The sequence below is a fragment of the Bradyrhizobium sp. 195 genome (genome assembly GCF_023101665.1).
Taxonomy (GTDB): Bacteria; Pseudomonadota; Alphaproteobacteria; order Rhizobiales; family Xanthobacteraceae; genus Bradyrhizobium.
Map to the genome: position 1 here is coordinate 137831 of NZ_CP082161.1, position 24725 is coordinate 162555.

Here is a 24725-nt window from a genome sequence, read left to right on the forward strand (position 1 = left end):
TCTCTAGCAGAAGGCCGGGCCAAGACAAGAACCACGGGCCAGGCTTGGGGAACACCCGCGTGGGGCGGGTCGGGATCGACGCGGCAGGGTTTGGAATTTTGGGGTGAGGGTCCGGCAAGGTCGGGTCCTCGACAGGAGACGGGTTGATGGCGTTGGGGCGTTTTTGTTCGGTGATGGCGCTTGTCTGCGCCTGGTGGAGCGCCTCGGTCGGCCCCTCGCAATCGGCCAAGGACAATACCCCGCAGACCACCAGCGGCCTGCCGGTGCCGCGTTATGTCAGCCTCAAATCGGATCACGTCAATGTTCGCGCCGGCCCGACCAAGGACAATGACGTGGCCTGGGTCTACACCCGTGCCGGCCTGCCGGTCGAAATCACCGCCGAGTTCGAGAATTGGCGCCGGGTGCGCGATTCCGAGGGCGCCGAGGGCTGGGTCTATCACTCGCTGCTGTCGGGCCGCCGCACCGCGGTCGTCACCATGAAGCACAAGGACGATCTCGCCCCGATCTACGATCGTGCCGATCTCGACAGCGCCGTTGCAGCAAAGCTCCAGGCCGGCGTCGTCACCCAGGTGAAGAAGTGCACTGCAAACTGGTGCCGCGTCACCGGCAACGGCTTCGACGGCTGGATCCAGCAGGAGCGCCTCTGGGGCGTGTACTCGGACGAGCAGGTGAATTGACGCCGAAGGCGGGCGAAACTGTTGCCCCAACGTCATGCCCGGGCTTGTCCCGGGCATCCGCGCGCTTCTCGCCTGGTCCAAAAACGTGGATGGCCGGGACAAGCCCGGCCATGACGATCTTCTCAGCTTAGAGAAATCTCAGCGCTTCTTGCGCAGGCGCACGACCATGTCGATGCGCGCGATCTCGTAGCCCTCGGGCACCTCCGGCATCTTGGACAGCGCCAGATGCGGGTCCTCGATGTCGACCAGCTCATGGCTGTTCTCGAGGTAGTAGTGATGGTGGGTGGTGACGTTGGTGTCGAAATAGGTCTTGGTGCCGTCGACGCTGACCTGGCGGAGCAGGCCGGCATCGGTGAGCTGGTTCAACGTGTTGTAGACGGTCGCCAACGACACTGGAACCTTGGCCAGTGTCGCTTCCTCGTAGAGCATTTCAGCCGTGAGGTGCCGTGCGCCCTTGCCGAACAACAGCCAGCCGAGCGCCATGCGCTGGCGCGTCGGACGCAGCCCGGCGGACTGGAGCATTTCGTTGACGTCGTGCCAGGGGCAGCCGGTCAAAGCCGGGTGGCGGCCGGACAGCAGGGCTGCAGAATGGACGTCGTCGTCGTGACGGGGCGTTGTATTCTCGCTCATTTCCAGATTTCGGGCACGCGTGAACAATATCTTTCTGCAATATAAGAACAGAAAGATGCAGATGCAAGTTTCTCGCAACTAGAGGGGTTCTAATCAGACTTGGAACCGGGCCGGGATCGCGCCATTTTTCTCATGGATGCGCTTTGCCACCCGAAATGGCCTGTGTTAGAGAGCGCGCGGTTCCGCTTAGCCGATTTTGGCGCAGCCGGGGCATGGAGGCCCGGTCGGCAGTCCATCCGGGGCATGCGGGAGCCGCGCCTGACTGTGGCAATGGCGTTGCTCTCCGACCGAGACGGGGCCCATTTTCGCCAAAAAACGTCGCTCAATCGGAATTCAAACAGAGGCTCGTGCATGCTGAACAGGCGCAACGGTTACGAATACGAAGATCTGCTGGCCTGTGCCCGCGGCGAGATGTTCGGCCCGGGCAATGCCCAGCTGCCGCTGCCGCCGATGCTGATGTTCGATCGCATCACGGAAATCAGCGAGACCGGCGGGGAGTTTGGCAAGGGCGTGGTGCGCGCCGAGCTCGACGTGAAGCCCGACCTCTGGTTCTTCGGCTGCCATTTCAAGAACGATCCGGTGATGCCCGGCTGCCTCGGCCTCGACGCGCTGTGGCAAATGGTCGGCTTTTATCTGGGCTGGACCGGGGGCGAAGGTCGTGGGCGCGCGCTTGGTCTGAACGAATTAAAGTTCAGCGGCCAGGTGCTGCCGGAGGCGCGCAAGGTTGTGTACAACATCGATATCAAGCGCGTGATGCGTTCAAAGCTGGTGCTCGGGATCGCCGACGGATGGCTTTCGGTCGATGACCAGATTATCTATCGCGCGAAGGATCTGAAGGTCGGCCTGTTCAAGCAGGGCACGAGCCTGGGCTGAGCGCATCACCACGAAGACAACGATTTAAGGCGAGGCTGTCATGAGGCGGGTTGTGGTCACCGGGATGGGCATCGTCTCGTCGATCGGAAACAACACCCAGGAAGTGCTTGCGAGCCTTCACGAGGCGAAGTCGGGCATTTCTCGGGCTGAGAAATATGCCGAGCTCGGCTTTCGTTCGCAGGTCGCCGGCGCGCCGACGCTCGATCCTGCGACGGTGGTCGACCGCCGCGCCATGCGTTTCCTCGGCCAGGGCGCGGCGTGGAATCATATCGCGATGGAGCAGGCGATTCAGGACGCCGGTCTGTCGCCTGACGAAATCTCCAACATCCGCACTGGCATCATCATGGGCTCCGGTGGCCCGTCCGCCCGCACCATCGTCGAAGCCGCCGACATCACCCGCACCAAGGGACCGAAGCGCGTCGGACCGTTTGCAGTGCCGAAGGCGATGTCGTCCACGGCCTCCGCGACGCTTGCGACCTGGTTCAAGATCAAGGGCGTCAACTACTCGATCTCCTCAGCCTGCGCGACGTCGAATCATTGCGTCGGCAATGCCTATGAGACCATCCAGATCGGCAAGCAGGACATCATCTTCGCCGGTGGCTGCGAAGAATTGGATTGGTCGCTGTCGGTGCTGTTCGACGCCATGGGCGCGATGTCCTCGAAGTACAATGACACGCCTGCCACGGCCTCGCGCCCCTACGACGTCAACCGCGACGGCTTCGTCATCGCCGGCGGCGCCGGCGTGCTGGTGCTGGAAGAGCTCGAGCATGCCAAGGCGCGCGGCGCCCGCATTTACGGCGAGATCGTCGGTTACGGCGCGACTTCGGACGGCTACGACATGGTCGCGCCATCGGGTGAAGGCGCCGAGCGTTGCATGCGCATGGCGATGTCGACGGTGAAGACCAAGGTGGACTACATCAATCCCCACGCGACCTCGACGCCGGCCGGCGATCCCCCGGAGATCGAGGCGCTGCGAAAGGTGTTCGGCACCGGCGAGAAGTGCCCGCCGATCTCGGCGACCAAGGCGCTGACCGGCCACTCGCTGGGCGCCACCGGCGTGCAGGAGGCGATCTACTCGCTGTTGATGATGAACAACGGCTTCATCTGCGAGAGCGCGCACATCCAGGAGCTCGATCCTGTTTTCGCCGACATGCCGATCGTGCGCAAGCGCATCGACAACGTCAAGATCGGCACCGTGCTGTCGAACTCCTTTGGCTTCGGCGGCACCAACGCTACGCTGGTGTTCAGCCGGCTGGATGCGTGAGCCAAGCACGCTGTCATGCCCCGGCTTGACCGGGGCATCCAGTACGCTGCGGCTTCTCGACTCAGCACAGCTGTCTCGGAATACTGGATGCCCCGCCTTCGCGGGGCATGACCTCGGAATAGTGGAGTTACGAGGCAATGGAAGGTTTGATGAAAGGCAAGCGCGGTCTGATCATGGGCATCGCCAATGATCATTCGATCGCCTGGGGCATGGCGAAGACGCTGCATGCCCACGGTGCCGAGCTCGCCTTCACCTTTCAGGGCGAGGCCCTGGGCAAGCGCGTCAAGCCGCTGGCCGAGCAGCTCGGGGTCGATCTGGTGGTGCCTTGCGATGTCGAGGACATCGCCAGCGTCGATGCCACGTTTGACGTGCTCCGCGAAAAGTGGGGCAAGCTTGACTTCGTCATCCACGCGATCGGCTTTGCCGACAAGAACGAGCTGAAGGGCCGCTATGCCGACACCAGCCGCGAGAACTTTTCGCGCACGATGGTGATCTCCTGCTTCTCGTTCACGGAAGTCGCAAAACGCGCCGCCGAGCTGATGACGGAGGGCGGCAGCATGATCACGCTGACTTTCGGCGCCTCGGAGCGCGCGATGCCGAACTACAACGTGATGGGCGTGGCCAAGGCGGCGCTGGAAGCCTCCGTGCGCTATCTCGCCTCCGATTTCGGACCGCGCGGCATCCGTGTCAACGCCATCTCCGCAGGCCCCATCCGCACGCTTGCCGGCTCGGGCATCGGCGAGGCGCGCGCGATGTTCGCTTACATGCAGAAGCATTCGCCGCTCCGCCGCGGCGTCACGCTCGACGAGCTCGGCGGCTCGGCGCTGTATCTGCTGTCGGATCTGTCCGGCGGCGTGACCGGCGAGATCCACTATGTCGATTCCGGCTACAACATCGTCCTGATGCCGAGGCCGGACGATCTGAAGGCGGAATAGACGGGATCCTGTAGGGTGGGCAAAGGAGCGTCAGCGACGTGCCCACCATCTCTCAGCAATCGCGAGACAGATGGTGGGCACGCTCCGCTTTGCCCACCCTACGAAAGCTCGTCTATCCCGCCGCGATCTTCTCCGCGCGCTGGAACGCCGGCCGCGCCATGCAGCGCGCGAGATAGGCGTCGAACGCCGGGCGCGAGGGCACCATCTTGAACAGACGCACCGCGAAATTCAGGCCCGAGCCGATCGTGATGTCGGCGGCCGAAAATTCTTCGCCGAGAATCCAAGGCCCCTTCTCGAGCGCAGCCTCCAGCACGTCGAACACCTGCGTCGCGCTGCCCCAGGCGGCGGTCGAGGTCGGGATCTCGATCTTGGTGAAGATCTGGATGATGGCGGGCTCGATGCAGCCCGGCGAAAAGAACAGCCATTGCAGATACCGCCCTCGGCGCGGATCGGTCACCCCAGGCGCAAGCTTCGTCTCGGGATAGCGGTCGGCAATGTAGGCGCAGATCGCAGCGGCTTCGCCGAGTGCAACGTCGCGGTCGGCGAGCGCCGGCACCTTGCCCATCGGATTGACCTTGAGAAAATCCGGCGCCTTCTGCGCGCCGGTCGAGATGTCGGTCAGCACGCGCTCATAGGCAAGGCCGCTCTCTTCCATCAGCCAGAGTGTCGTGAACGAGCGCGAGCGGGGCGACCAATAGAGCTTGATCATGGCGCGGAACCTTTCATCGGCGTGAGGCGGACAGCGCGCAATTCATGGCGCGTTCGCCGCGCATTCGCAACGCACTACGCCTAGGCGGATGCCGCGTCCGGGCGCCACATCTTGGTCAAACCAAATCCGGCGGCCGCCTTCAGTCAGCGCGGCTGAATCTGCGCCGGTCGTTGCAGCAGGGCCGGCAATGTCTTGTCGAGGCTTTTGGTCAGCATCGTACGCACGCCTTCGCGGAGCACAGGATTGTTGACTACGTCCGCAGGCTTTTCGGGAAACATCGCGCGATCCAACTGGGTCGAGGGGCCGCCGAGAAAATTAGCCCGCATGCGCTCGAGATAGGTGTCCTCGGTCATCAAGGCAGGCGCCTCCTTGATCACCTCGAAGGTCCGGCCGTCATAGATCCGAATGAACATCATGGCGAAGAGATGCACAGGCCCGCCATACGGGTATTGCGAGATGCCGATACCGTATTCCCGCTGCGTTCCGCCGTGCCGGTGCACGACCAGGTAGCGTTCGCAGCGGAGCCGTGGCGCAAGAAATTGAACGAAGCTCCCGACCACCGCCGCTTCGCGGTAGGGCCTGAAGAGCGAAGTCTGCTCCTGACGGCCTCCCGACCGGAGCTCCTTCGGCGTATATGGGATTCTCCGGACGGCAATGCCGGCCGCGGCGGCACGAACACGGGAGACGACGAGGTCGTCGAGTGCCCACGCCGCGACTGAGGTCCGCGTGTACTTGTCGAGAAATTTCACGGGACCGAATTTCTCGACCATGAACAGGTCGCCGGCAATCGGAATGACGCCAATCTGGCAAGGTCCCGCTTCTGCGGGAGCACGTGGAGCGGCAGCCGGCTTCTTCACCGCAGGCCTGACCACCTCCGGCCTCGGCGCCGGTTGCACCTGCCCGCCCGCCGGCGACAGCAACGCATAGGATACCAGAGCGACAGCGAGAACGTTCATTGTCGCACCTCAGCGCGTTTCACTGCGCGAAGTAGGGCGGCAAGATCTTGTCGAGTCGCTCCGTCAAGAACTCGCGAATGTTGTCGCGAAGGGTCGTGTTGCTGGCGGCGTCAGCTGCCGTAACCGGAAACAGGGAGTTGTCTACTTTGCGAAGATGCTCGTCCTGTACGAAATTATCGGCCATGCGTTTCATGACGCCTTCCAACGTCACGCCAGGTCCCTTCCTGACTTCAAAGGTCTGGCCGTCGAATACGGTCACGCCGAGATAGGCGTACAGAAACGAATGGTTGATGGGACCTACGCCACGATTGAGAATACCGACTCCCCGGAGCGGCAGTTTGGTGCCCGGCAGCACCCCCTCGCCGCGCGTGACGACGACGTAACGTTCGCAGCTAGCATTGCCCGCGATCTGACGGATCAGGTTCGACAGCTCCTCGCGCTCGTTGCGAAACAGGCTGGGCTTCGGGTGATAATAGGCTTCGAAGGCGCCTTTGGCGTAGGCAATTCGCCGGAGCGGCGTGGCGCCCGCCGCAGCACGCAGTCGCGCGAATACGAGATCATCAAGGCCCCAGGAAACCGGCACTTCCGCATACTCGTTGCCGAACACGGTCAGGCCGATCTTCTCGACGACGAACGGGTCCTGCGTCGCCGCAATCACGCCGACGCCGCAAGGACCAGTACTTGCGGACTCCGCGGGCTTGGTCTGTGCCTTCGGCTTCGCTGCGGCCTTCCTGGCGGCCGGCTTGACCGCTGGTGCAGTCTGAGCGGAGGGCTGAGGCGCCGCGGGCGGAGTTTGCGCTGCCGCTGGGGCCAGAAAGGACAGCAGGACGAGTACCGAGGCAGCAGATCGAAACATGGATTCCGTGGATCAAAGGCGGGAGGACATCGGATAACGCCACACTAGGTGGGGATCGTGACAACCGCAAGCTGCAGCAGGGGGTCTCCGCCTATCCGTTGGGTCGGTGCCGCTTCCACCGATAATACTTCATCACGAACCCATTCGACGGCTCGATCTCTTCCTTCTCGAACACAAAACCTTCGCGCTCGTACCAGCGCCAGGCTTTTTCGTTCTCGCGCACGCAGCGCAGGTGCATCTCGTCAGGCATGTGCGTGCGGGTGAAGGCGAGCAATTGCCGGCCGAGCGATTGGCCCTGATAGGCGGGCCCGACGAAAAGCATGTCGAGATAGAGCTTCGGCAGATGCAGCGCCAGCATGGCGGCGATCGTGCCGTGATCGTCGGCGACGAACAGGCTCCAGCCGTCCTCGATCTCGCGTCGGATGCGCGCGCGCAGATTTGCCAGCAGGAAGTCACTGGCCTCGCCGAGGCCGGTCGAGACCCAGCTCTCCATCCAGACGCGGCCGACCTCGTCGTACTCGTCTGCGCGGGCGGGGCGGATGACCGGATGCGACATCCGGCGCTCAGGTCCGGTGATTGCGCACGGCCGGACGCGGGCGCGCCTTGCCGGCCGACAGGCACACCACCTCGGAGATCTGCAGCAGCTGCCGGGCCAGCGGGCTGGTCTTGCGCCAGACCATGCCGATGGTGCGGGATGGTTGCGGGTCGCGGAAGCGCGCGAGCGAGACCGAGGCAGATCGCGTCTCCACCGGCACCGCCATCTCCGGGATCAGCGTCACGCCGATGCCGGCGCTGACCATCTGGACCAGCGTCGACAGCGAATTTGCATCCAGCATCTCGCGGGGGGGCGCCGACTGCATGTTGCAGAACGACAGCGCCTGATCGCGAAAGCAATGGCCCTCCTCGAGCAGCAGCAGCCGCATCTCCCGCATCATCTCGCGCGAAGGTGCCGGCGTTCCCTCATCCGCACCCGGCCGGACCAGCAGGAATTTTTCCTCGAACAGGGCGACCTCGGTGAGCGAGGGTTCGGACACCGGCAGCGCCACGATGGCGGTGTCGAGCCGTCCCTCCACCAACTCCTGGATCAGCCGCGGCGTCATGGTCTCGCGCACGCGGATGTCGAGCTCCGGATGCATGCGCGTGAGATTCTTGGTGATCGTGGGCAGGAGATAAGGCGCGATCGTCGGGATCATGCCGATGCGCAGCCGGCCCGCGAAGCGATCCTGCGAGGCGCGGGCGAAATCGCCGAGCTCATCGACCGAGCGCAAAATCTCGCGGACGCGTTGCGCGAGCTCCTCGCCGAACCGCGTCAGGGCCACCTGCCGGGCGCTGCGCTCCAGCAGCAGGCCGCCGAGCGTCTCCTCCAACTCTTTGATCTGCATCGACAAGGCCGGTTGCGAGATCGAACAGGATTCAGCCGCGCGGCCGAAATGGCCGTGCCGCGCCAGCGCGTCGAAATACCGGAGCTGGCGCAGCGTCAGGTTGATCATCAGAAAATCCTATCGCAGCGATCATTAAAGTCAACTTTACCTGATAGGAGGCGACGCTTAGAGTGCTTCTACCTGGTCAAAGGCGCGAGTTCGACGCCACCAGAGGAGGTATTCATGGACGACACTTCGAAGTGCCCGTTTTCGGGTGGAAAACGCGTGCCGGCGAACCGTGACTGGTGGCCGACGCAGCTCAGCATCGAGATGCTGCATAAGAATTCCAACCTGTCCGATCCGATGGGCAAGGAGTTCGACTATGCCAAGGAATTCAAGACGCTGGACCTGAATGCGGTCATCAAGGACCTCACCGCCCTGATGACCGACTCGCAGGAGTGGTGGCCCGCCGACTTCGGTCATTATGGTGGCCTGATGATCCGCATGGCCTGGCACAGCGCGGGCACCTACCGCACCACCGATGGCCGCGGCGGCGCCGGCGCCGGCCAGCAGCGTTTCGCACCGCTCAACAGCTGGCCTGACAACGCCAATCTCGACAAGGCGCGCCGTCTGCTCTGGCCGATCAAGCAGAAATACGGCCGCAAGATCTCCTGGGCCGATTTGATGGTGCTCGCGGGCAACGTCGCGCTGGAATCGATGGGCTTCAAGACGTTTGGTTTTGCGGGCGGCCGCGCCGACGTCTGGGAGCCTGAAGAGCTCTATTGGGGTCCCGAAGGCACCTGGCTCGGCGATGAGCGCTACAGCGGCGAACGTCAGCTCGCCGAGCCGCTCGGCGCGGTGCAGATGGGCCTCATCTACGTCAATCCTGAAGGCCCGAACGGCAAGCCCGATCCCGTCGCCGCGGCCAAGGACATCCGCGAAACCTTCGCCCGCATGGCGATGAACGACGAGGAAACCGTTGCGCTGATCGCCGGTGGCCACAGCTTCGGCAAAACCCATGGCGCGGGTGATCCCTCGCTGGTCGGACCGGAGCCGGAAGCGGGCGCGCTGGAAGATCAGGGTCTCGGCTGGAAGAGCAAGCACGCTTCGGGTCTGGCAGGCGATTCCATCACCAGCGGCCTCGAAGTGACCTGGACGGCGACGCCGACCAAGTGGAGCAACAACTTCTTCGAGAACCTGTTCAAGTACGAATGGGAGCTGACCAAGAGCCCGGGTGGTGCGCAGCAGTGGACGGCCAAGGGCGCCGAGACGATCATTCCTGACGCCTTCGACAAGTCGAAGAAGCATCGGCCGACGATGCTGACCACCGACCTCTCGCTGCGCCTCGATCCCGCCTATGAGAAGATCTCGCGGCGCTTCCTCGAAAACCCCGATCAGTTCGCGGACGCTTTCGCCCGCGCCTGGTTCAAGCTGACCCATCGCGACATGGGTCCGATCCAGCGCTATCTCGGCCCGCAGGTGCCGAAGGAGACGTTGATCTGGCAGGATCCGATTCCGGCCGTGAATCACGAGCTGGTCAGCGACCAGGACATCGCTGCGCTGAAGAGCAAGATCCTGGCTTCGGGCCTCTCGGTCTCAGAGCTGGTCTCGACCGCCTGGGCGTCGGCCTCGACGTTCCGCGGCTCGGACAAGCGTGGCGGCGCCAATGGCGCGCGCATTCGCCTTGCCCCGCAGAAGGATTGGGAGGTGAACCAGCCGGCTCAGCTCTCCAAGGTGCTCGGCAAGCTCGAAGCGATCCAGAAGGACTTCAACGCGTCGTCCGGCGCGAAGAAGGTCTCACTCGCGGATCTCATCGTTCTCGGCGGTACCGCCGCGGTCGAGAAGGCCGCGAAGGACGCCGGCGTCGACGTGAAGGTCGGCTTCACGCCGGGCCGCATGGATGCCTCGCAGGAGCAGACCGACGCGGAGTCCTTCGCGCCGCTCGAGCCGCGGGCCGATGGTTTCCGCAACTATGTCGGCAAGAAGCATCAGTTCCTGCAGCAGGAAGAAGCCCTCGTCGATCGCGCGCAGCTCCTGAGGCTCACCGGCCCCGAGATGACGGCGCTGGTCGGCGGCCTGCGTGTGCTCGGTGCCAATGCGAACGGTTCGAAGCACGGTGTCCTCACCGCGAAGGTGGGCACGCTGAGCAACGACTACTTCGTCAATTTGCTCGACATGAGCACGCAGTGGACGCCGGCGGCTGACGGTAGCTACGAGGCCCGGGACCGCAAGACAAATGCGGTGAAGTGGACCGGCACGCGCGTCGACCTGATCTTCGGCGCGCACTCGCAGCTCCGGGCCTACGCGGAAGTCTATGCCACGTCGGACTCCAAGCAGCAGTTCGTGCAGGACTTCGCGAAGGCCTGGACCAAGGTGATGAACCTCGACCGCTACGACCTCGCGGCGTGAGGTGAGCTGATCTCGCCTCGTGCTCGGTGCAACCTCTCCCGCTTGCGGGGGAGGTCGCGCCGGAGGCGCGTGTGGGGGCTTTCTCCTCGTTGGAGTCTCTTCGCGGAGAGACCCTCTCCCCAACCCTCTCCCGCAAGCGGGAGAGGGGGCGCATATCGCCCGGAGCGAACGCAACAAAAAGGGCGGCCTTTCGGCCGCCCTTCGTGTTTCTGAACGGTAGCGAGACTTACTCGCCGGCGGCTTCGCGCGGGGCCTTCTCGCCCTCGCCGCCCTTGCCCTCGAGGTCTTCGCCGGTGGTCTGGTCGACCACCTTCATCGACAGGCGGGTCTTGCCGCGGTCGTCGAAGCCGAGCAGCTTGACCTTGACCTTGTCGCCTTCCTTGACGACGTCGGAGGTCTTCTGCACGCGCGCCGAAGCGAGCTGGCTGATGTGGACGAGGCCGTCCTTGGAGCCGAAGAAGTTCACGAAGGCGCCGAACTCCATCACCTTGACGACGGTGCCGTCATAGATCTGGCCGACTTCCGGATCGGACGCGATCGACTTGATCCACTTGATCGCGGCCTTCATGGCCTCGCCGTCGCTGGAGGCGACCTTCACGGTGCCGTCGTCCTCGATGTTGACCTTGGCGCCGGTCTTCTCGACGATCTCGCGGATCACCTTGCCGCCGGTGCCGATCACTTCGCGGATCTTGTCGGTGGCGATCTTGAAGGTCTCGATGCGCGGCGCGTACTCGCCGAGCTCGGCACGGGCGTTGGTGAGCGCCTTGGCCATCTCGCCGAGGATGTGGATACGACCATCCTTGGCTTGGGCGAGCGCGACCTTCATGATCTCTTCGGTGATGCCCTCGATCTTGATGTCCATCTGGAGCGAGGTGATACCCTGCTCGGTGCCGGCGACCTTGAAGTCCATGTCGCCGAGATGGTCCTCGTCGCCGAGGATGTCCGAGAGAACCGCGAAGCGCTTGTCTTCGAGGATCAGGCCCATCGCGATGCCCGCGGTCGGCCGCTTCAACGGCACGCCGGCATCCATCAGCGCCAGCGAAGCGCCGCAGACCGAAGCCATCGAGGACGAGCCGTTCGACTCGGTGATCTCCGACACCACGCGCGTGGTGTAAGGGAATTCATGGTGCGGCGGCAGCACCGGGTGGATCGCGCGCCAGGCCAGCTTGCCATGGCCGATCTCGCGGCGCTTGGTGCCGCCGAGGCGACCGGTCTCACCGACTGAGTAGGGAGGGAAGTTGTAGTGCAGCAGGAACGTCTCTTTGTACGTTCCCGACAGCGCGTCGATGTATTGCTCGTCCTCGCCGGTGCCGAGCGTGGTCACGACCATCGCCTGGGTCTCACCGCGGGTGAACAGCGCCGAGCCGTGGGCGCGGGGCAGCACGCCGACTTCGGCGACGATGTTGCGCACGGTCTTGCTGTCGCGGCCGTCGATGCGCTTGCCGGTATCGAGGATGTTCCAGCGAACGATCTTGGCTTCGAGCTCCTTGAACACGCCGGCGATGCGCAGCTTGTCGTATTTCGGCTCCTGCCCTTCCGGGAAGTAATGGGCGATCACCTTTTCCTTGACCTTGCCGACCGCGGCGTAGCGATCCTGCTTGACCGGAATGGCGTAGGCGGCGCGCAGTTCCTGCTCGACGAGGCCGAGCATTTCCTTCTCGAGCGCGGAATTGTCAATCGTGGTGACTTCGCGCGGCTCCTTGGCGGCCTTCTCGGCGAGCTCGATGATCGCGTTGATCACCGGCTGGAAGTGGCGGTGACCGAACATCACCGCGCCGAGCATGATGTCTTCGTTCAGTTCCTTGGCTTCCGATTCCACCATCAGGACGGCGTCGGCGGTGCCGGCGACGACGAGGTCGAGCTGGGTGTCGACCATTTCGTCGAGCGTCGGGTTGAGGATGAACTCGTCATTGGCGAAGCCGACGCGAGCCGCGCCGATCGGGCCCTTGAACGGTGCGCCGGACAGGGTCAGCGCCGCCGACGAGGCCACCAGCGCGACGATGTCGGGGTCGTTTTCCATGTCATGCGAGAGCACGGTGACGATCACCTGGGTCTCGTTGCGCCAGCCGTCGACGAACAGCGGACGGATCGGACGGTCGATCAGGCGGGAGACCAGCGTCTCCTTCTCGGTCGGACGGCCCTCGCGCTTGAAATAGCCGCCGGGAATGCGGCCCGCAGCGTAGGTCTTTTCCTGGTAGTCGACGGTCAGCGGCAGGAAGTCGACGCCTTCGCGCGGCGCCTTGGCTGCGACGACGGTGGCAAGCACCACGGTCTCGCCATAGGTGGCGACGACGGCGCCGTCGGCCTGGCGGGCGATCTTGCCGGTTTCCAGCTTGAGAGGGCGTCCGCCCCAGTCGATCTCGACTGAATGCTTATTGAACATAGAGGTCTTCTTTCATGGGTTCTCGAAAGACGAGACGGCTCTCGAAAAACAAAAACCATGCGCAAGATTGCGGGACGCTGATCGAAGCGGGTGATCAGCGTCCTGCGATCCTGCCATGGTTTTTGGATTTCGGATGGCGTCCATCCTTTCGGGTCATACGGGCGCCTTGCCCGTTGTGCCCAGCCGCCGGATTGCTGCTGGACTTTCAGTCGGCGCGAATGCGAACACCGAATTGCGGTCTTCGCCGATCGTGCCCCGGATGCCAGCCGTCAACGGTTCGCATCCGACGTGCGCGCAGCCTCGATCAAAAAGCTTAAAATAGGCGCCTTCGTTCGAAGCCACGTGCGAAAACGCGCGCCGTTTGGCGCGCGCAAGAACTGTTAGCGACGAATGTTGTGCTTCTCGAGCAGCGCCTTGTACCGCGCTTCGTCCCGCTTCTTGAGGTAGTCGAGCAGCGAGCGGCGGGTCGAGACCAGCTTCAAGAGGCCGCGACGCGAATGGTTGTCCTTCACGTGGGTCTTGAAATGGTTGGTGAGGTTGTTGATGCGTTCCGACAGGATCGCGACCTGAACCTCGGGCGAGCCGGTGTCGCCGGCCTTGTTGGCATTCGTCTTGATGACTTCCGCTTTGCGTTCTGCGGCAATCGACATCGTCAATTTCTCTCGTTGCGACCGGCGCTGGCAGTCAGGCCGGTCAGGTTGAACACACGCTTGGGGATGATTTCGCCATTGCCAACTTCAGCAAGCGCCAAAAGCCGGCCTGCCACCGTGACATAGACTGTGCCGCTACAAGTGGGCGCATCCCGTCCGCGCAACAAAACGGCTTGGCCCCGATGGAGCCTTGCCGCATCAGCCCGAGTGACGGCCAGTGCCGGGATGTCGTCCAGCGCGGTCTCAACGGGCATAAGCGCGTCCGCGAGGCTACCCTCGCCGGACGCGGCTCTATCGCACAAAGCCTCCAGCTGATCCAGTGGAATCATGTCGTTTTCGCCAAATGGGCCGACCAGGGTCCGCCGTAGCGCGCAGATATGGCCATAAGTGCCGAGAATCCGGCCCATATCACGGGCAAGGGCGCGGACATAGGTGCCCTTGCCGCATTCGGCCTCGAACACGGCCCGGTCGTTATCCGGTTGATCCACAAGGGCTAAATGGTGAATCTCGACCGGACGGGCAGCCAGTTCGACGACCTCGCCGTCGCGGGCGAGGTCATAGGCGCGCTCGCCCTGGATCTTGATTGCGGAATAGCGCGGCGGGATCTGCTCGATCACCCCGGTGAAGCGGGGCAGGAGGGCCAGGATGGCCTCACGGGTCGGACGCTGGTCCGAGGTCGCGGTGACCCGGCCCTCGATATCGTCGGTGTCGCGCTCCTCGCCCCAGCACACCGTGAACTGGTAGCGCTTGCGGCCGTCCATGACGAAGGGAACGGTCTTGGTGGCTTCCCCGAGCGCGATCGGCAGCCCGCCCGAGGCGAGCGGATCGAGCGTGCCGGCGTGTCCGGCGCGCTTGGCGTTGAACAGGCGCTTGAGCACCGCAACCGCCTGCGTCGAGGTCATGCCGATCGGCTTGTCGAGCACGACCCAGCCATGGACGTCGCGCCGGTCGCGGCGAACCTGGTTGCCCTTCTGCTTGTTATTGGCACGCGGATCGTTGTTGACGCGGCGCGGCTCCTGATGCGGCTGAGAACTGCCGCCGATGTCCGCAAAATTATTTTTCTGCACGTCGCGCTGATCGGCCTCTTCGCCGCCGATCGTGCCGTGAGCCGGGTCCATCGTCATTGCTCTTCTTCCCGATCCGAATCCGGATCCTGTTCCAAGTCCTGTTCGAGGTCCTTCTGCACCGCAGGTGTTCGCAAAAGTTTCTCGATCCGTTCCGCTTCGTCGAATCGTTCGTCGACGCGGAAACGAAGGTCAGGTGCAAATTTCAGGTTAACGCGCCGCGCGACCTCGCCGCGCAGAAACTTCTTGTTGCGTTCGAGCGCACCGATGACGATCTCGGTGTCGCGGCCACCGAGCGGCATCACATAGACCGTCGCGAGCTTCAGGTCGGGCGACATCCGCACCTCCGGCACGGTGATGATGTGACCTTCGAGATCCGCATCATGCACATTGCCTTGCGCCAGAATCTCGGCCATCGCGTGGCGAACCTGCTCGCCGACGCGCAACTGACGTTGCGAGCCTCCGCCGGGTGCGGAACTCTTTTTCTGATGATGGCGTGGCATTCTCGAAAATCACCTCGTCATGCCCGTGTTTGGGACACGGGCATTGTCATTTGTCCTGTTGAAACGAAGAGGGGTGGATGGCCGGAAAAAATCCGGCCATCGCACTCCCGCAATTTCAGCTCAAAAAAGATCCGGGCGCTTCGGTAAGATTTGGACTTACAGGGAGCGCTGGATCGTCTCCACGCGGTAACACTCGATCACGTCACCGGCGCGCATGTCGTGGTAGTTCTCGAAGGCCATGCCGCATTCCTGACCGGACTGGACTTCCTTCACTTCGTCCTTGAAGCGCTTCAACGTCGACAGCTTGCCCTCGTGCACGACGACGTTGTCGCGGATCAGGCGCACATTGGCGCCGCGTTCCACGGTGCCGTCGGTGACGCGGCAGCCGGCGACCTTGCCGACCTTGGAGATGTTGAAGATCTCCAGGATGGCGGCATTGCCCAGCATGGTTTCGCGCAAGGTCGGCGCGAGCAAGCCGCTCATCGCCTTCTTCACGTCGTCCACGAGATCGTAGATGATGTTGTAGTAGCGGATCTCGATGCCGTTGCGCTTGGCGGCCGCAGCGGCCTCCTTGTTGGCACGAACCGAGAAGCCGATGATCGCGGCGTTGAAGCCTTCGGCCAGCGTCACGTCGGATTCCGAGATGCCGCCGACGCCGGCATGCAGAATGCGGGCTGCGACTTCGTCGGTGCCGAGCTTCTCCAGCGAGCCGAGGATCGCTTCCAGCGAGCCCTGCACGTCGGCCTTGATGATCAGCGGGAATTCCTTGCGGCCCGCGGTCTTCAATTGCGACATCATCTGCTCGAGGGAGCCGCGCATGCCGGAGATCGAGGCAGCCGCGTTCTCGCGCTTCTGGTGCGCACGATAGCTGGTGACCTGGCGGGCGCGGGCTTCGTTCTCGACCACGGCGAGACGATCGCCGGCTTCCGGCGGACCGTTGAAGCCGAGCACTTCGACCGGCACCGACGGACCTGCTTCCTGCACGGTCTCGCCCTGATCCGAGATCAGCGCGCGGACGCGGCCCATCTCGGCGCCTGCGACGATGATGTCGCCGACCCGGAGCGTGCCGCGCTGGACCAGCACGGTCGCGACCGGGCCGCGGCCGCGATCGAGCTTGGCCTCGATCACGGTGCCTTCGGCCGGACGCTCCGAATTGGTCTTGAGGTCGAGAATGTCGGCCTGGAGCGCGATCATCTCGAGCAGCTTGTCGAGATTGGTCTTGTTCTTGGCGGACACCTCGACGTCGACGACTTCGCCGCCGAACGATTCGACCTGCACCTCGTGCTGGAGCAGCTCGGTGCGCACGCGCTCGGGCTTCGCGTCGGGCTTGTCGATCTTGTTGATGGCAACGATGATCGGCACCCGCGCCGCCTTGGCGTGGTTGATGGCTTCGATCGTCTGCGGCATCACGCCGTCATCGGCCGCGACCACCAGCACGACGATGTCGGTGACCTTGGCGCCGCGGGCGCGCATCGCGGTGAACGCGGCGTGGCCGGGCGTGTCGATGAAGGTGATCTTCTTGCCGCTCTCGGGCGACACCACCTGATAGGCGCCGATATGCTGGGTGATGCCGCCGGCTTCGCCGGAGACCACGTTGGCATGACGGAGCGCGTCGAGCAGCGAGGTCTTGCCGTGGTCGACGTGGCCCATCACGGTCACGACAGGCGAGCGTGTCTCGGTGTCGGTGGAATCGTCGATGGCGTCGAACAGGCCTTCCTCAACGTCGGACGCGGCAACCCGCTTGACGGTGTGGCCGAGCTCTTCGGCGATCAGCTGGGCAGTGTCGGCGTCGATCACGTCGGTGATCTTGTGCATCGCGCCCTGCTTCATCAGCATGCGGATGACGTCGACCGCGCGCTCGGCCATGCGGTTGGCGAGCTCCTGGATCGTGATCGCTTCCGGAATGACCACCTCGCGGATGAGCTTTTCCTTCGGCTCGTTCGAGGCGTGGCCCTTCAGGCGCTGGGTGCGGCGGCGGAACGAGGCGATCGAACGCTCGCGCACCTCATCGGCATTGAGCGCGGTGACGACCGTCAGGCGGCCGCGCTCCTTCTGCGGGCCGGGCTTGTGGGTGGGCTTGGGGGCGACCACGGGACGCGCGGCGCCGCCGGGACCGCGACGGATCTGGCGCGGACCATCGTCCTCGTCCGGTCCGGCCGCGACTGCGGGCGCACGGCCCACCGGCCCGCCGGCCGGCCGCTGCGTGGTGGTTCCAGGGCGTGCCGTCGTCGTTCCCGGGCGTGCCGTCACGGTTCCAGGCCGCGCCGCCGGCGCGCCGGGGCGCGGTGCAGGAGCAGCCGGGGCTGCCGCCGCGGGGCGTGGCGCAGATTGCGGCTGTCCGCCTTCGCCAAAACGCTTCTTGGCTTCGGTCTCGGCCTTGCGCTTGGCTTCGTCCTCGTGACGGTGACGCTCTTCCTCGGCCTTGCGGCGGGATTCGGCGGCCTCGCGTTCGGCGCGTTCGGCGGCTTCGCGAACAGCGCGGCGCTGCGCCTCTTCCTCGGCCACACGGCGCTCTTCGACTTCGCGAACCTTGGCATCGGCCAGCGCGCTGGCGCGGGCGGAGCGTTCCTCCTCGGTCAGCGTGCGCAGCACCACGCGCGGCGGCGCAGGGCGCGCCGGAGCGGGCGCGGGCGCGGGCGGTGCGGGCTTCACCACCTCGGCAGCCTGCGGCTCAGGCGTGCCGTCGATGCGGCGCTTGCCGCGCTTCTCGACCACGACCTGCTTGCTGCGGCCATGGCTGAAGCTCTGGCGCACGGTGCCCGTTTCGACGCGCGGCTTGAGCGATAGCGTCTTGCTCGGAACGCTCAGCTTCTTGTCGCCAGGGGTCTTGGTATCAACCATTCAGCAGTCCTAATCCTGATTTATCAGTGTTGTGCGTTGCCGCACCGTCCAATTGGGTCGTCGTGTCTCTCAGAAATCCTGGCCGTGCTTTTCGGCAGTCTTGTCATCGTCCGCCATCCGGTATCGGACCAGCATCTGGCTACGTGACAGGAATGACTTGCTCGCCGGGCCCGCGAGCAGGGCAGCATGTATCACATTTGACCGGGTCAGTGCCAAATCCAATTCTAACGATTTCAGTGCGGTGACGACGGGAATCTGCGGCTTGGCGCCGCGATTTCCGGTATTTTGACGCGCCAGCATGTCCAATTTGCGGATTCCGTCCGCGGCCCCGTCGCTGGCGTGGATCAGGACCTCGACCGTGCCCTCCCCAAGGGCGCTTTCGACCTTGCCGAAGCCGGCCACGACCTGGCCGGCCTTGGCGGCGATCCCAAGGGCTTCCGTCACGCTCCGGACCAAGAGCGCCTCGATGTCGGCAGGAAGCGTCTGAGGGATGCGCAGCTCGCGCTTGAAGGCCTTGTTAAATTGGTGACGCCGCACGGCTTCCGCAACCACCCCGCGGGAGGCGGTGAGCCACATGCCGCGTCCGGGCAGCTTGCGCTTGAGATCTGGAACCACGTCGCCTTGCGGCGAAATGACGAAGCGGATCAGCTCGTCGATCGGCCGGACCTGCCGACTGACCGCGCACATCCGCATGGTCGCGGACCTTTCGGTCCGCGGTCCATGGTCGAGTTCGGTGTCAGTATCGGTGAGCATCCGGGCGACATCCTCCTTCGCCCTTAAGCCGGCTGATCTTCGGTCGCCTCAGCCTCTTCTGCGGGCTTGGCGAGATCGGCCTCGGTGATCCAGCCGGCCTTGACGCGGGCCTGCATGATCATCGCCTCGGCATCGTCACGGGAGATATCGATACCGTCGAGCGCGCCCGGGAATTTGGTCTGCTCGCCGCCTTCCTTGCGCTCGGTCCAGCCGACCAGATCGTCGGTGGCGCAGCCCGCGAGGTCGTCGACCGTCTTGATGTCGTTCTCGCCGAACTTCACCAGCATCTTGGAGGTGACGCCGGGCACGTCCTTGACGGCGTCCTCGACACCGAGCTCCTTGCGCCTGGCCTCGATCTCCGCTTCCTGCTGCTCGAGATATTCGCGGGCACGGCTCTGGAGCTCCTGCGCGGTCTCCTCGTCGAAACCCTCGATGCCGGCGAGTTCCTTGAGGTCCACCATGGCGAGCTCCTCGACCGAGGTGAAGCCTTCGGACGCCAGCAGCTGGCCGACCACTTCGTCGACGTTGAGCGATTCCATGAAGACGCGGGTGGAGTTCTCGAAGTCGGCCTGGCGGCGCTCCGATTCCTCCTGCTCGGTCAGGATGTCGATGTCCCAGCCGGTGAGCTGCGAGGCCAGACGCACGTTCTGGCCGCGGCGGCCGATCGCCAGCGAGAGCTGGTTGTTGGTGTCAGGGACGACGACCTCGATGCGTTCGCGGTCTTCGTCGATGACGACCTTGGACACTTCGGCCGGCGCCAGCGCGTTGACCACGAAGGTCGCGATGTCGGGCGACCAGGGGATGATGTCGATCTTCTCGCCCTGCAATTCGTTCACCACGGCCTGCACGCGCGAGCCGCGCATGCCGACGCAGGCGCCGACCGGATCGACCGAGGAATCGCGGGAAATCACGCCGATTTTCGCGCGCGAGCCCGGATCGCGGGCGACCGCCTTGATCTCGACGATGCCGTCATAGATCTCCGGCACTTCCTGGGCGAACAGCTTTGCCATGAACTGCGGATGGGTGCGGGAGAGGAAGATCTGCGGACCGCGGGTCTCGCGGCGGACGTCGAAGATGTAGGCGCGGACACGGTCGCCGTTGCGGAACACTTCGCGCGGCAGCATCTCGTCGCGGCGGATGATGGCTTCGCCGCGGCCGAGATCGACGATCACGCTGCCATATTCGACGCGCTTGACGACGCCGTTGACGATGTCGCCGATGCGGTCCTTGAATTCCTGATATTGCCGGTCGCGCTCGGCCTCGCGCACCTTCTGCACGATGACCTGCTTGGCCGACTGCGCGGCGATACGGCCATATTCCAGCGGCGGCAGGGTGTCGGCGATGGTGTCACCGACCTGGGCGCCGGGATTGGCGCGCTGCGCATCCACCAGCGAGATCTGGTTGGAGTGGTTTTCCACCTTCTCCACCACCAGCATGTGGCGCGACAGCCGCAGCTCGCCCTTCTTCGGGTCGATCTCGGCGTGAACGTCAGTCTCGCTGCCGTAGCGTGCGCGCGCGGCCTTGGCGATGGCATCCTCCATCGCCGCGATGACGATGCCGCGATCGATCGATTTCTCGCGCGCGACGGCGTCGGCGATCTGGAGCAATTCAAGTCGATTGGCGCTGACTGCCATGGCTAGTCTCCTTCGTCAGGCTCGATCTCGCCCCGTCGCGCGCGTTCGGCGGCCAGGCGATGCTTCTTGGTATTGGTCGGGGCCGGCTTCTTCTTCGGCTTGGTGCTCTTGGTGGTCTTTTCGCTGATCTTGGCGTGCGGTGCCTGCGGCGGCTCGAGGCCGAGATCCCTGCGCATCTGGCGCTCCTCGGCCTTGCCGCGGCGCATCGATTCCGCGATCAGCTCGTCGGTCAGCACCAGCCGGGCCTCGCCGATATCCTCCATCGTCAGGAGCACATCGGGATCATCGCCCGCCTTGACGTCGTCGCGATGCAGATGCACGCGATCGCCTTCGACTGGCCCGATCCTGCCGCGGAACCGCTTGCGCCCTTCATGGGCAACCGCCATCTCGATCTTCACCAGATGGCCAAAATAGCGCTCGAAATCGGAACGACGGACCAGCGGCCGGTCGATCCCCGGCGAGGAGATTTCCAGCCGATAGGCGCGATCGATGGGGTCGGCGACATCGAGCACGGGCGACAGCGCCCGCGAGATCGCCTCGCAATCCTCGAGCTGCATCGAGCCGTCCGGCCGCTCGGCCATGATCTGCACGGTGCAGCCGGCCTCTCCGGATATGCGGATCCGCACCAGGCGGTAGCCCATGCCCTCGAGCACCGGCGCTGCGACCGCGGACACCCGTGCCGCCGCGCCCGGCTCGACCACGAGCCTCGGCTCGGCCAGCAATTCGGCATCGGTGGAACCAGGGTTCGGTTCGGTCATATCAGGGGTCAAGGCGCTCGTTCGATAAGGCTTGGGTTAAGGCTTGGTTAAGACTTCAAAGCCCGCTTCGGAACTTTCCCGACACGCGTCGGGCCGCATCTTCCGCCAAGCCGCGTTCAGGTAATAAAAAAGAGCGGGTCCTTTCGGGCCCACTCTCACTACGCGGATCGTATGAGAAGATGAATTGGCGCTGATATAGCGCTTTCTGTCTCCCTGGACAAGGCCCATCGCGGGTCAAAGGGGGCTTTTTGCGCCCGATTTGCGGCGTCCTGGGCCTAACGCTTCTTTCACCTCGGGAGGCTAAATTCCCTGATTGTGGGGCGGCTTGGACCAAGGGCGCACCCGCGGCGTGCCCTGATCGAGTTGTGTACATGACCGTTGCCACGTCGCTCATTCCTGGACTGGACGATATCGTCAAACGCGGCGATCCGCGGCGACGCGGCGAGATCGCGCGCGCCATCTCCGAACTGTTCTTCCGGGATTCCGCCAATCTTCGTCCCGAGCTCATCGATCTCTTCGACAATCTCCTGATTGATCTCGTCCCGCATGCCGAGCTTGCCTCGCGCGTCGATCTCGCCGAGCGCTTCTCGCATCTGAGCAACGCGCCGCCGCATCTGGTCAATCAACTCGCGCGCGAAAACGAGATCATGGTGGCGGCCCCCGTGCTGCGCCGCTCGCCCGTGCTCGATGATTCTGCTCTGGTCGAGATCGCACGGCTGAAGGGCCAGGGCCATCTGCTGGCGATGACGGAGCGGCCCGCATTGTCGGCTGAGATCACCGACGTGCTGGTCGAGCGCGGCGATCGCGACGTGGTGCGCCGCGCCGCGGCCAACGCCGGTGCGGTGTTCTCGCCGAGCAGCTATTCCGAGTTGATCAAGCGCGCGGCGCAGGACGGTGTGCTGACGCTCAAGATTGGTCAGCGCCGCGATCTTTCGGGCGAGCACCTGAAAGAGCTTCTCGACGGGACGCTCGACGTCATCCGCCGGCGCCTCTCCAGCGTGGTCAACCCCGCGCGCCAGGTCGAGATCAAGCGCGCGATGGCGGCGATCGAGGAGGCCGCGCTGCCGCCGGGACCGCGGCGCGATTTCTCAGGGGCGCAGCGCACGGTGCTCACCTTGCATCGCGGGGGCCATCTCGGCGAGAGCGCGCTGCTGGGCTTTGCCAAGGCGCACAAATACGAAGAATCGATCGCTTCGCTCTCGGCGATGTCCGGCGTCCGTCTTTCGGTTCTCGATCGCCTGGTCGCAGGCGACCGCTACGATCCGATTCTCATCATCGGTCGCGTGTTGAATCTGGGCTGGCCGACGGTGCGCGCGCTCATCCTGCTTTGGTACGGTCCGCACCGGACGCCGGCCGATGCCGACATCGAGGCCGCGCGCGTGAACTTCACGCGCCTGATGCCGACGACCGCCGAGCGCGTCGTGAATTTCTGGCGCAACCGGCAGACCATCTAGCGTCACTCTCCGTCATTGCGAGCGAAGCAATCCGGAAATCTTTCCGCGGAGGCTCTGGATTGCTCCGTCGCCAGCGCAAATTGCTTCGCAATTTGTCGCGGGCTCCGCGCAATGACGGCTAGCCAACCCGCCTGAACCGCAAGTAAGCCGCCTTGCGTCCTTCGCGGGCGGCCTTTCGGCCGTAGCGCGTCATGGTATAGCCGTCCCATGGCTGCCTGAAGTCGTCAGCGCGTTCGGCAAGCCAGACGAAATCCTGCGAACGCGCAAGATGCGACAGCGTCCAGGCGCAGTAATCGTCGATGTCGCAGACGAAGCGGAATTCGCCGTTGGGCTTCAGCACGCGCGCCATCGCGGCGATCGTCCTGTCCTGGACGAAGCGCCGTTTCCAGTGCCGCCGCTTCGGCCAGGGATCGGGATGGATCAGGTCGATCCGGGATAGGGATGCCTTCGGCAGCCAGGCCAGCAGTTCGGCGGCATCGCCCGCAAACAGGCGGATGTTGCCGATGTTGGCGGCCTCGATCTGTGCGAGGATCTTTGCCATGCCGTTTACATAAGGCTCGCAGCCGATGAAGCCCGTCGTGGCGAAGCTCTGTGCCTCGGCCGCGAGATGCTCGCCGCCGCCGAAGCCGATCTCGAGCCGCACATCTTCGGCTGCGGGGTCAAAGATCTCGCGGGCGTCCGCCGGCGTTTCACCATCGATGTCGAGCGCAAGATGCGGCAGCAGATGATCCACCAGCTCGGCCTGGTGCTGCCTGAGCTTGTGGCCCTTGCGGCGCCCGAAGAAGGCGCGCTCGCTGTCCTCGCGATCGGGGTCTGATTTGCGCTCGCTCATCGCAGCGTCTGGTACAGGCGATGGAGCAGCCGCGCCCGCGGCGCGAGCGACGAGACATAGAGCTGCTCATAATGCGTGTGCGCGCCCTTGCCGTCGACGCCGAGTCCGTCGAGCGTTGCGGTGTGCGCGGCGGTGAAATTGCCGTCCGAGCCGCCGCCGGTATGGGTATCGATCAGTTCGAAGCCGATCTCGGCGGCAACCGTTTTCGCATGCTCGTAGAGTGAGGCGCCTGCATTGCTCTTCTCGTAAGGCGGCCGATTGAGCCCGCCCGTGACCTCGACGGTGACGCCGTCGGTCTTTGAGGTCAGCGCGAGGATCTCGCTGACGAACTCGTCTGCGTCCTTGAGGCTCAGCACGCGCAGATCGACTTCGGCATAGGCCTCTTCCGGCGTGACGTTGGGGCGCGTGCCGCCGCGCACCACACCGACATTGACGCTGACGCCGCGCGCGAGGTCGTTCATCCCTTCCAGCGCCAGGATGACGTTGGCGAGCTCGCGGACGGCGCTGCGGCCGTCTTCGGGCCGGGAGCCGGCATGCGCCGGCACGCCCTTGATGAACACGCGGAAGCGTCCGACGCCCTTGCGGCCGGTGACGATCTTGCCGCCGTCACGTGCCGGCTCCGTCACCAGCACGTATTTGGCCTTGCGCCCTTCGGTCTCGATGAGGGCGCGCGAGGTGGGGCTGCCGATCTCCTCGTCGGAGGTGAACAAATGCGTGATGCCCAGCGGCGAGCGTTCGGCCGTCGCGCACAGCGCGCGAAAGGCGTGATGGGCGATGTAGGCACCGCCCTTCATGTCGTAGATGCCCGGACCGAACGCGACGTCGCCTTCGACCTTGAACGGCAGGCGCTCGATGAATCCGAGGGGATGAACGGTATCGAGGTGGCTCAGCACCAGGATGCCCGGCCGGTCCTGGCCCCAATTCGACCGCGCCAGGAGATGATCGCCGCAGCCATCGACGCCTGCGATGCGCTCGAGCGTGACGGGCAGATCGCGGTATTGGTCCGCGACCATGGAGACCAGCCTGTTGACCTGTTCAGGCGCTTCCGTCGGCGTCTCGACCTCCACCCAGCGGCGGATGCCATCGAGAATAGTTTGGGAATCGAACCAATTGGAGCTGGCCATGGACGCATCTGTGCCTTTGAATCGCATCATCGAAGCGGACGCGCATCAAGACGCGGCCA

General features: G+C 64.4%; 22 protein-coding genes. 6 read left to right on the forward strand and 16 right to left on the reverse strand.

Annotated elements, in window-relative coordinates; genetic code table 11:
• The first annotated feature begins 146 nt into the window (after nucleotides 1–146).
• Nucleotides 147–677 carry an SH3 domain-containing protein gene (locus IVB26_RS00685; protein ID WP_247970166.1) on the forward strand — a complete coding sequence of 177 codons (531 nt, stop codon included), beginning with the start codon at nucleotides 147–149 and terminating at the stop codon, nucleotides 675–677.
• 138 nt (nucleotides 678–815) lie between these two features.
• On the opposite strand, the gene irrA is transcribed toward IVB26_RS00685, so the two are convergent.
• Complete coding sequence (irrA, locus tag IVB26_RS00690; RefSeq protein ID WP_276578702.1) at nucleotides 816–1307, reverse strand: iron response transcriptional regulator IrrA; 492 nt, start codon at nucleotides 1305–1307, stop codon at nucleotides 816–818.
• A 351-nt stretch (nucleotides 1308–1658) separates the two neighbouring features.
• On the opposite strand from irrA, the gene fabA reads away from it, so the two are divergent.
• The 3 genes from fabA to fabI all read left to right on the forward strand — a co-directional run bounded on the left by fabA (nucleotide 1659) and on the right by fabI (nucleotide 4379).
• The gene (fabA, locus tag IVB26_RS00695) at nucleotides 1659–2180 is read left to right on the forward strand and encodes a bifunctional 3-hydroxydecanoyl-ACP dehydratase/trans-2-decenoyl-ACP isomerase (protein ID WP_247314611.1); all 522 of its coding nucleotides are present in this window, start codon (nucleotides 1659–1661) and stop codon (nucleotides 2178–2180) included.
• A 40-nt stretch (nucleotides 2181–2220) separates the two neighbouring features.
• Nucleotides 2221–3444 (forward strand): beta-ketoacyl-ACP synthase I, encoded by a 1224-nt coding sequence (fabB, locus tag IVB26_RS00700; protein ID WP_247970167.1) that lies wholly within the window; start codon nucleotides 2221–2223, stop codon nucleotides 3442–3444.
• A 137-nt stretch (nucleotides 3445–3581) separates the two neighbouring features.
• Nucleotides 3582–4379: an enoyl-ACP reductase FabI gene (gene fabI, locus IVB26_RS00705; protein ID WP_247970168.1), complete on the forward strand. Its 798-nt coding sequence runs from the start codon at nucleotides 3582–3584 to the stop codon at nucleotides 4377–4379.
• A 112-nt stretch (nucleotides 4380–4491) separates the two neighbouring features.
• Here fabI and IVB26_RS00710 read toward each other — a convergent pair whose 3' ends face one another.
• The 5 genes from IVB26_RS00710 to IVB26_RS00730 form a co-directional block, all read right to left on the reverse strand.
• Complete coding sequence (locus IVB26_RS00710) at nucleotides 4492–5088, reverse strand: glutathione S-transferase family protein (RefSeq protein WP_247970169.1); 597 nt, start codon at nucleotides 5086–5088, stop codon at nucleotides 4492–4494.
• A gap of 143 nt (nucleotides 5089–5231) precedes the next feature.
• Nucleotides 5232–6044: a hypothetical protein gene (locus tag IVB26_RS00715; RefSeq protein ID WP_247970170.1), complete on the reverse strand. Its 813-nt coding sequence runs from the start codon at nucleotides 6042–6044 to the stop codon at nucleotides 5232–5234.
• A 19-nt stretch (nucleotides 6045–6063) separates the two neighbouring features.
• Complete coding sequence (locus tag IVB26_RS00720; protein ID WP_247970171.1) at nucleotides 6064–6702, reverse strand: hypothetical protein; 639 nt, start codon at nucleotides 6700–6702, stop codon at nucleotides 6064–6066.
• A 289-nt stretch (nucleotides 6703–6991) separates the two neighbouring features.
• Nucleotides 6992–7456 (reverse strand): GNAT family N-acetyltransferase, encoded by a 465-nt coding sequence (locus tag IVB26_RS00725; protein ID WP_247970172.1) that lies wholly within the window; start codon nucleotides 7454–7456, stop codon nucleotides 6992–6994.
• A gap of 7 nt (nucleotides 7457–7463) precedes the next feature.
• Nucleotides 7464–8390, reverse strand: coding sequence for a hydrogen peroxide-inducible genes activator (locus IVB26_RS00730; RefSeq protein ID WP_247970173.1), 927 nt, complete (start codon nucleotides 8388–8390; stop codon nucleotides 7464–7466).
• A 114-nt stretch (nucleotides 8391–8504) separates the two neighbouring features.
• Here IVB26_RS00730 and katG point away from each other — a divergent pair, with 114 nt between their 5' ends.
• Nucleotides 8505–10670 carry a catalase/peroxidase HPI gene (gene katG, locus IVB26_RS00735; RefSeq protein WP_247970174.1) on the forward strand — a complete coding sequence of 722 codons (2166 nt, stop codon included), beginning with the start codon at nucleotides 8505–8507 and terminating at the stop codon, nucleotides 10668–10670.
• Nucleotides 10671–10896: 226 nt separating this feature from the next.
• On the opposite strand, the gene pnp is transcribed toward katG, so the two are convergent.
• The 8 genes from pnp to rimP all read right to left on the reverse strand — a co-directional run bounded on the left by pnp (nucleotide 10897) and on the right by rimP (nucleotide 21256).
• Nucleotides 10897–13053, reverse strand: a complete 2157-nt coding sequence (gene pnp / locus IVB26_RS00740; protein WP_247970175.1) for a polyribonucleotide nucleotidyltransferase — start codon at nucleotides 13051–13053, stop codon at nucleotides 10897–10899.
• A gap of 380 nt (nucleotides 13054–13433) precedes the next feature.
• Entirely contained in the window at nucleotides 13434–13703 is a 270-nt protein-coding gene (rpsO, locus tag IVB26_RS00745) for a 30S ribosomal protein S15 (protein WP_008131787.1), read from the reverse strand.
• 2 nt (nucleotides 13704–13705) lie between these two features.
• Nucleotides 13706–14827 (reverse strand): tRNA pseudouridine(55) synthase TruB, encoded by a 1122-nt coding sequence (gene truB, locus IVB26_RS00750; RefSeq protein WP_247970176.1) that lies wholly within the window; start codon nucleotides 14825–14827, stop codon nucleotides 13706–13708.
• Nucleotides 14824–15270, reverse strand: a complete 447-nt coding sequence (gene rbfA / locus IVB26_RS00755; RefSeq protein WP_247970177.1) for a 30S ribosome-binding factor RbfA — start codon at nucleotides 15268–15270, stop codon at nucleotides 14824–14826. The genes truB and rbfA overlap by 4 nt, the downstream gene beginning before the upstream one ends.
• A 156-nt stretch (nucleotides 15271–15426) precedes the next feature.
• Nucleotides 15427–18111: a translation initiation factor IF-2 gene (gene infB / locus IVB26_RS00760; RefSeq protein WP_247970178.1), complete on the reverse strand. Its 2685-nt coding sequence runs from the start codon at nucleotides 18109–18111 to the stop codon at nucleotides 15427–15429.
• Between the two features lie 69 nt (nucleotides 18112–18180).
• Nucleotides 18181–18864, reverse strand: a complete 684-nt coding sequence (locus tag IVB26_RS00765) for an RNA-binding protein (protein WP_247970179.1) — start codon at nucleotides 18862–18864, stop codon at nucleotides 18181–18183.
• Between the two features lie 23 nt (nucleotides 18865–18887).
• Complete coding sequence (gene nusA, locus IVB26_RS00770; protein WP_018319418.1) at nucleotides 18888–20498, reverse strand: transcription termination factor NusA; 1611 nt, start codon at nucleotides 20496–20498, stop codon at nucleotides 18888–18890.
• Nucleotides 20499–20500: 2 nt separating this feature from the next.
• Nucleotides 20501–21256 (reverse strand): ribosome maturation factor RimP, encoded by a 756-nt coding sequence (rimP, locus tag IVB26_RS00775; RefSeq protein WP_247970180.1) that lies wholly within the window; start codon nucleotides 21254–21256, stop codon nucleotides 20501–20503.
• 371 nt (nucleotides 21257–21627) lie between these two features.
• On the opposite strand from rimP, the gene IVB26_RS00780 reads away from it, so the two are divergent.
• Nucleotides 21628–22710: a DUF2336 domain-containing protein gene (locus IVB26_RS00780; protein WP_247970181.1), complete on the forward strand. Its 1083-nt coding sequence runs from the start codon at nucleotides 21628–21630 to the stop codon at nucleotides 22708–22710.
• A gap of 118 nt (nucleotides 22711–22828) precedes the next feature.
• On the opposite strand, the gene trmB is transcribed toward IVB26_RS00780, so the two are convergent.
• A complete protein-coding gene (gene trmB / locus IVB26_RS00785; RefSeq protein WP_247970182.1) occupies nucleotides 22829–23542 on the reverse strand; it encodes a tRNA (guanosine(46)-N7)-methyltransferase TrmB in 714 nt (237 codons plus the stop codon).
• Nucleotides 23539–24696 carry a M20 family metallopeptidase gene (locus IVB26_RS00790; protein ID WP_247970183.1) on the reverse strand — a complete coding sequence of 386 codons (1158 nt, stop codon included), beginning with the start codon at nucleotides 24694–24696 and terminating at the stop codon, nucleotides 23539–23541. Before IVB26_RS00790 ends, trmB begins: the two co-directional genes overlap by 4 nt.
• Nucleotides 24697–24725 lie beyond the last annotated feature (29 nt).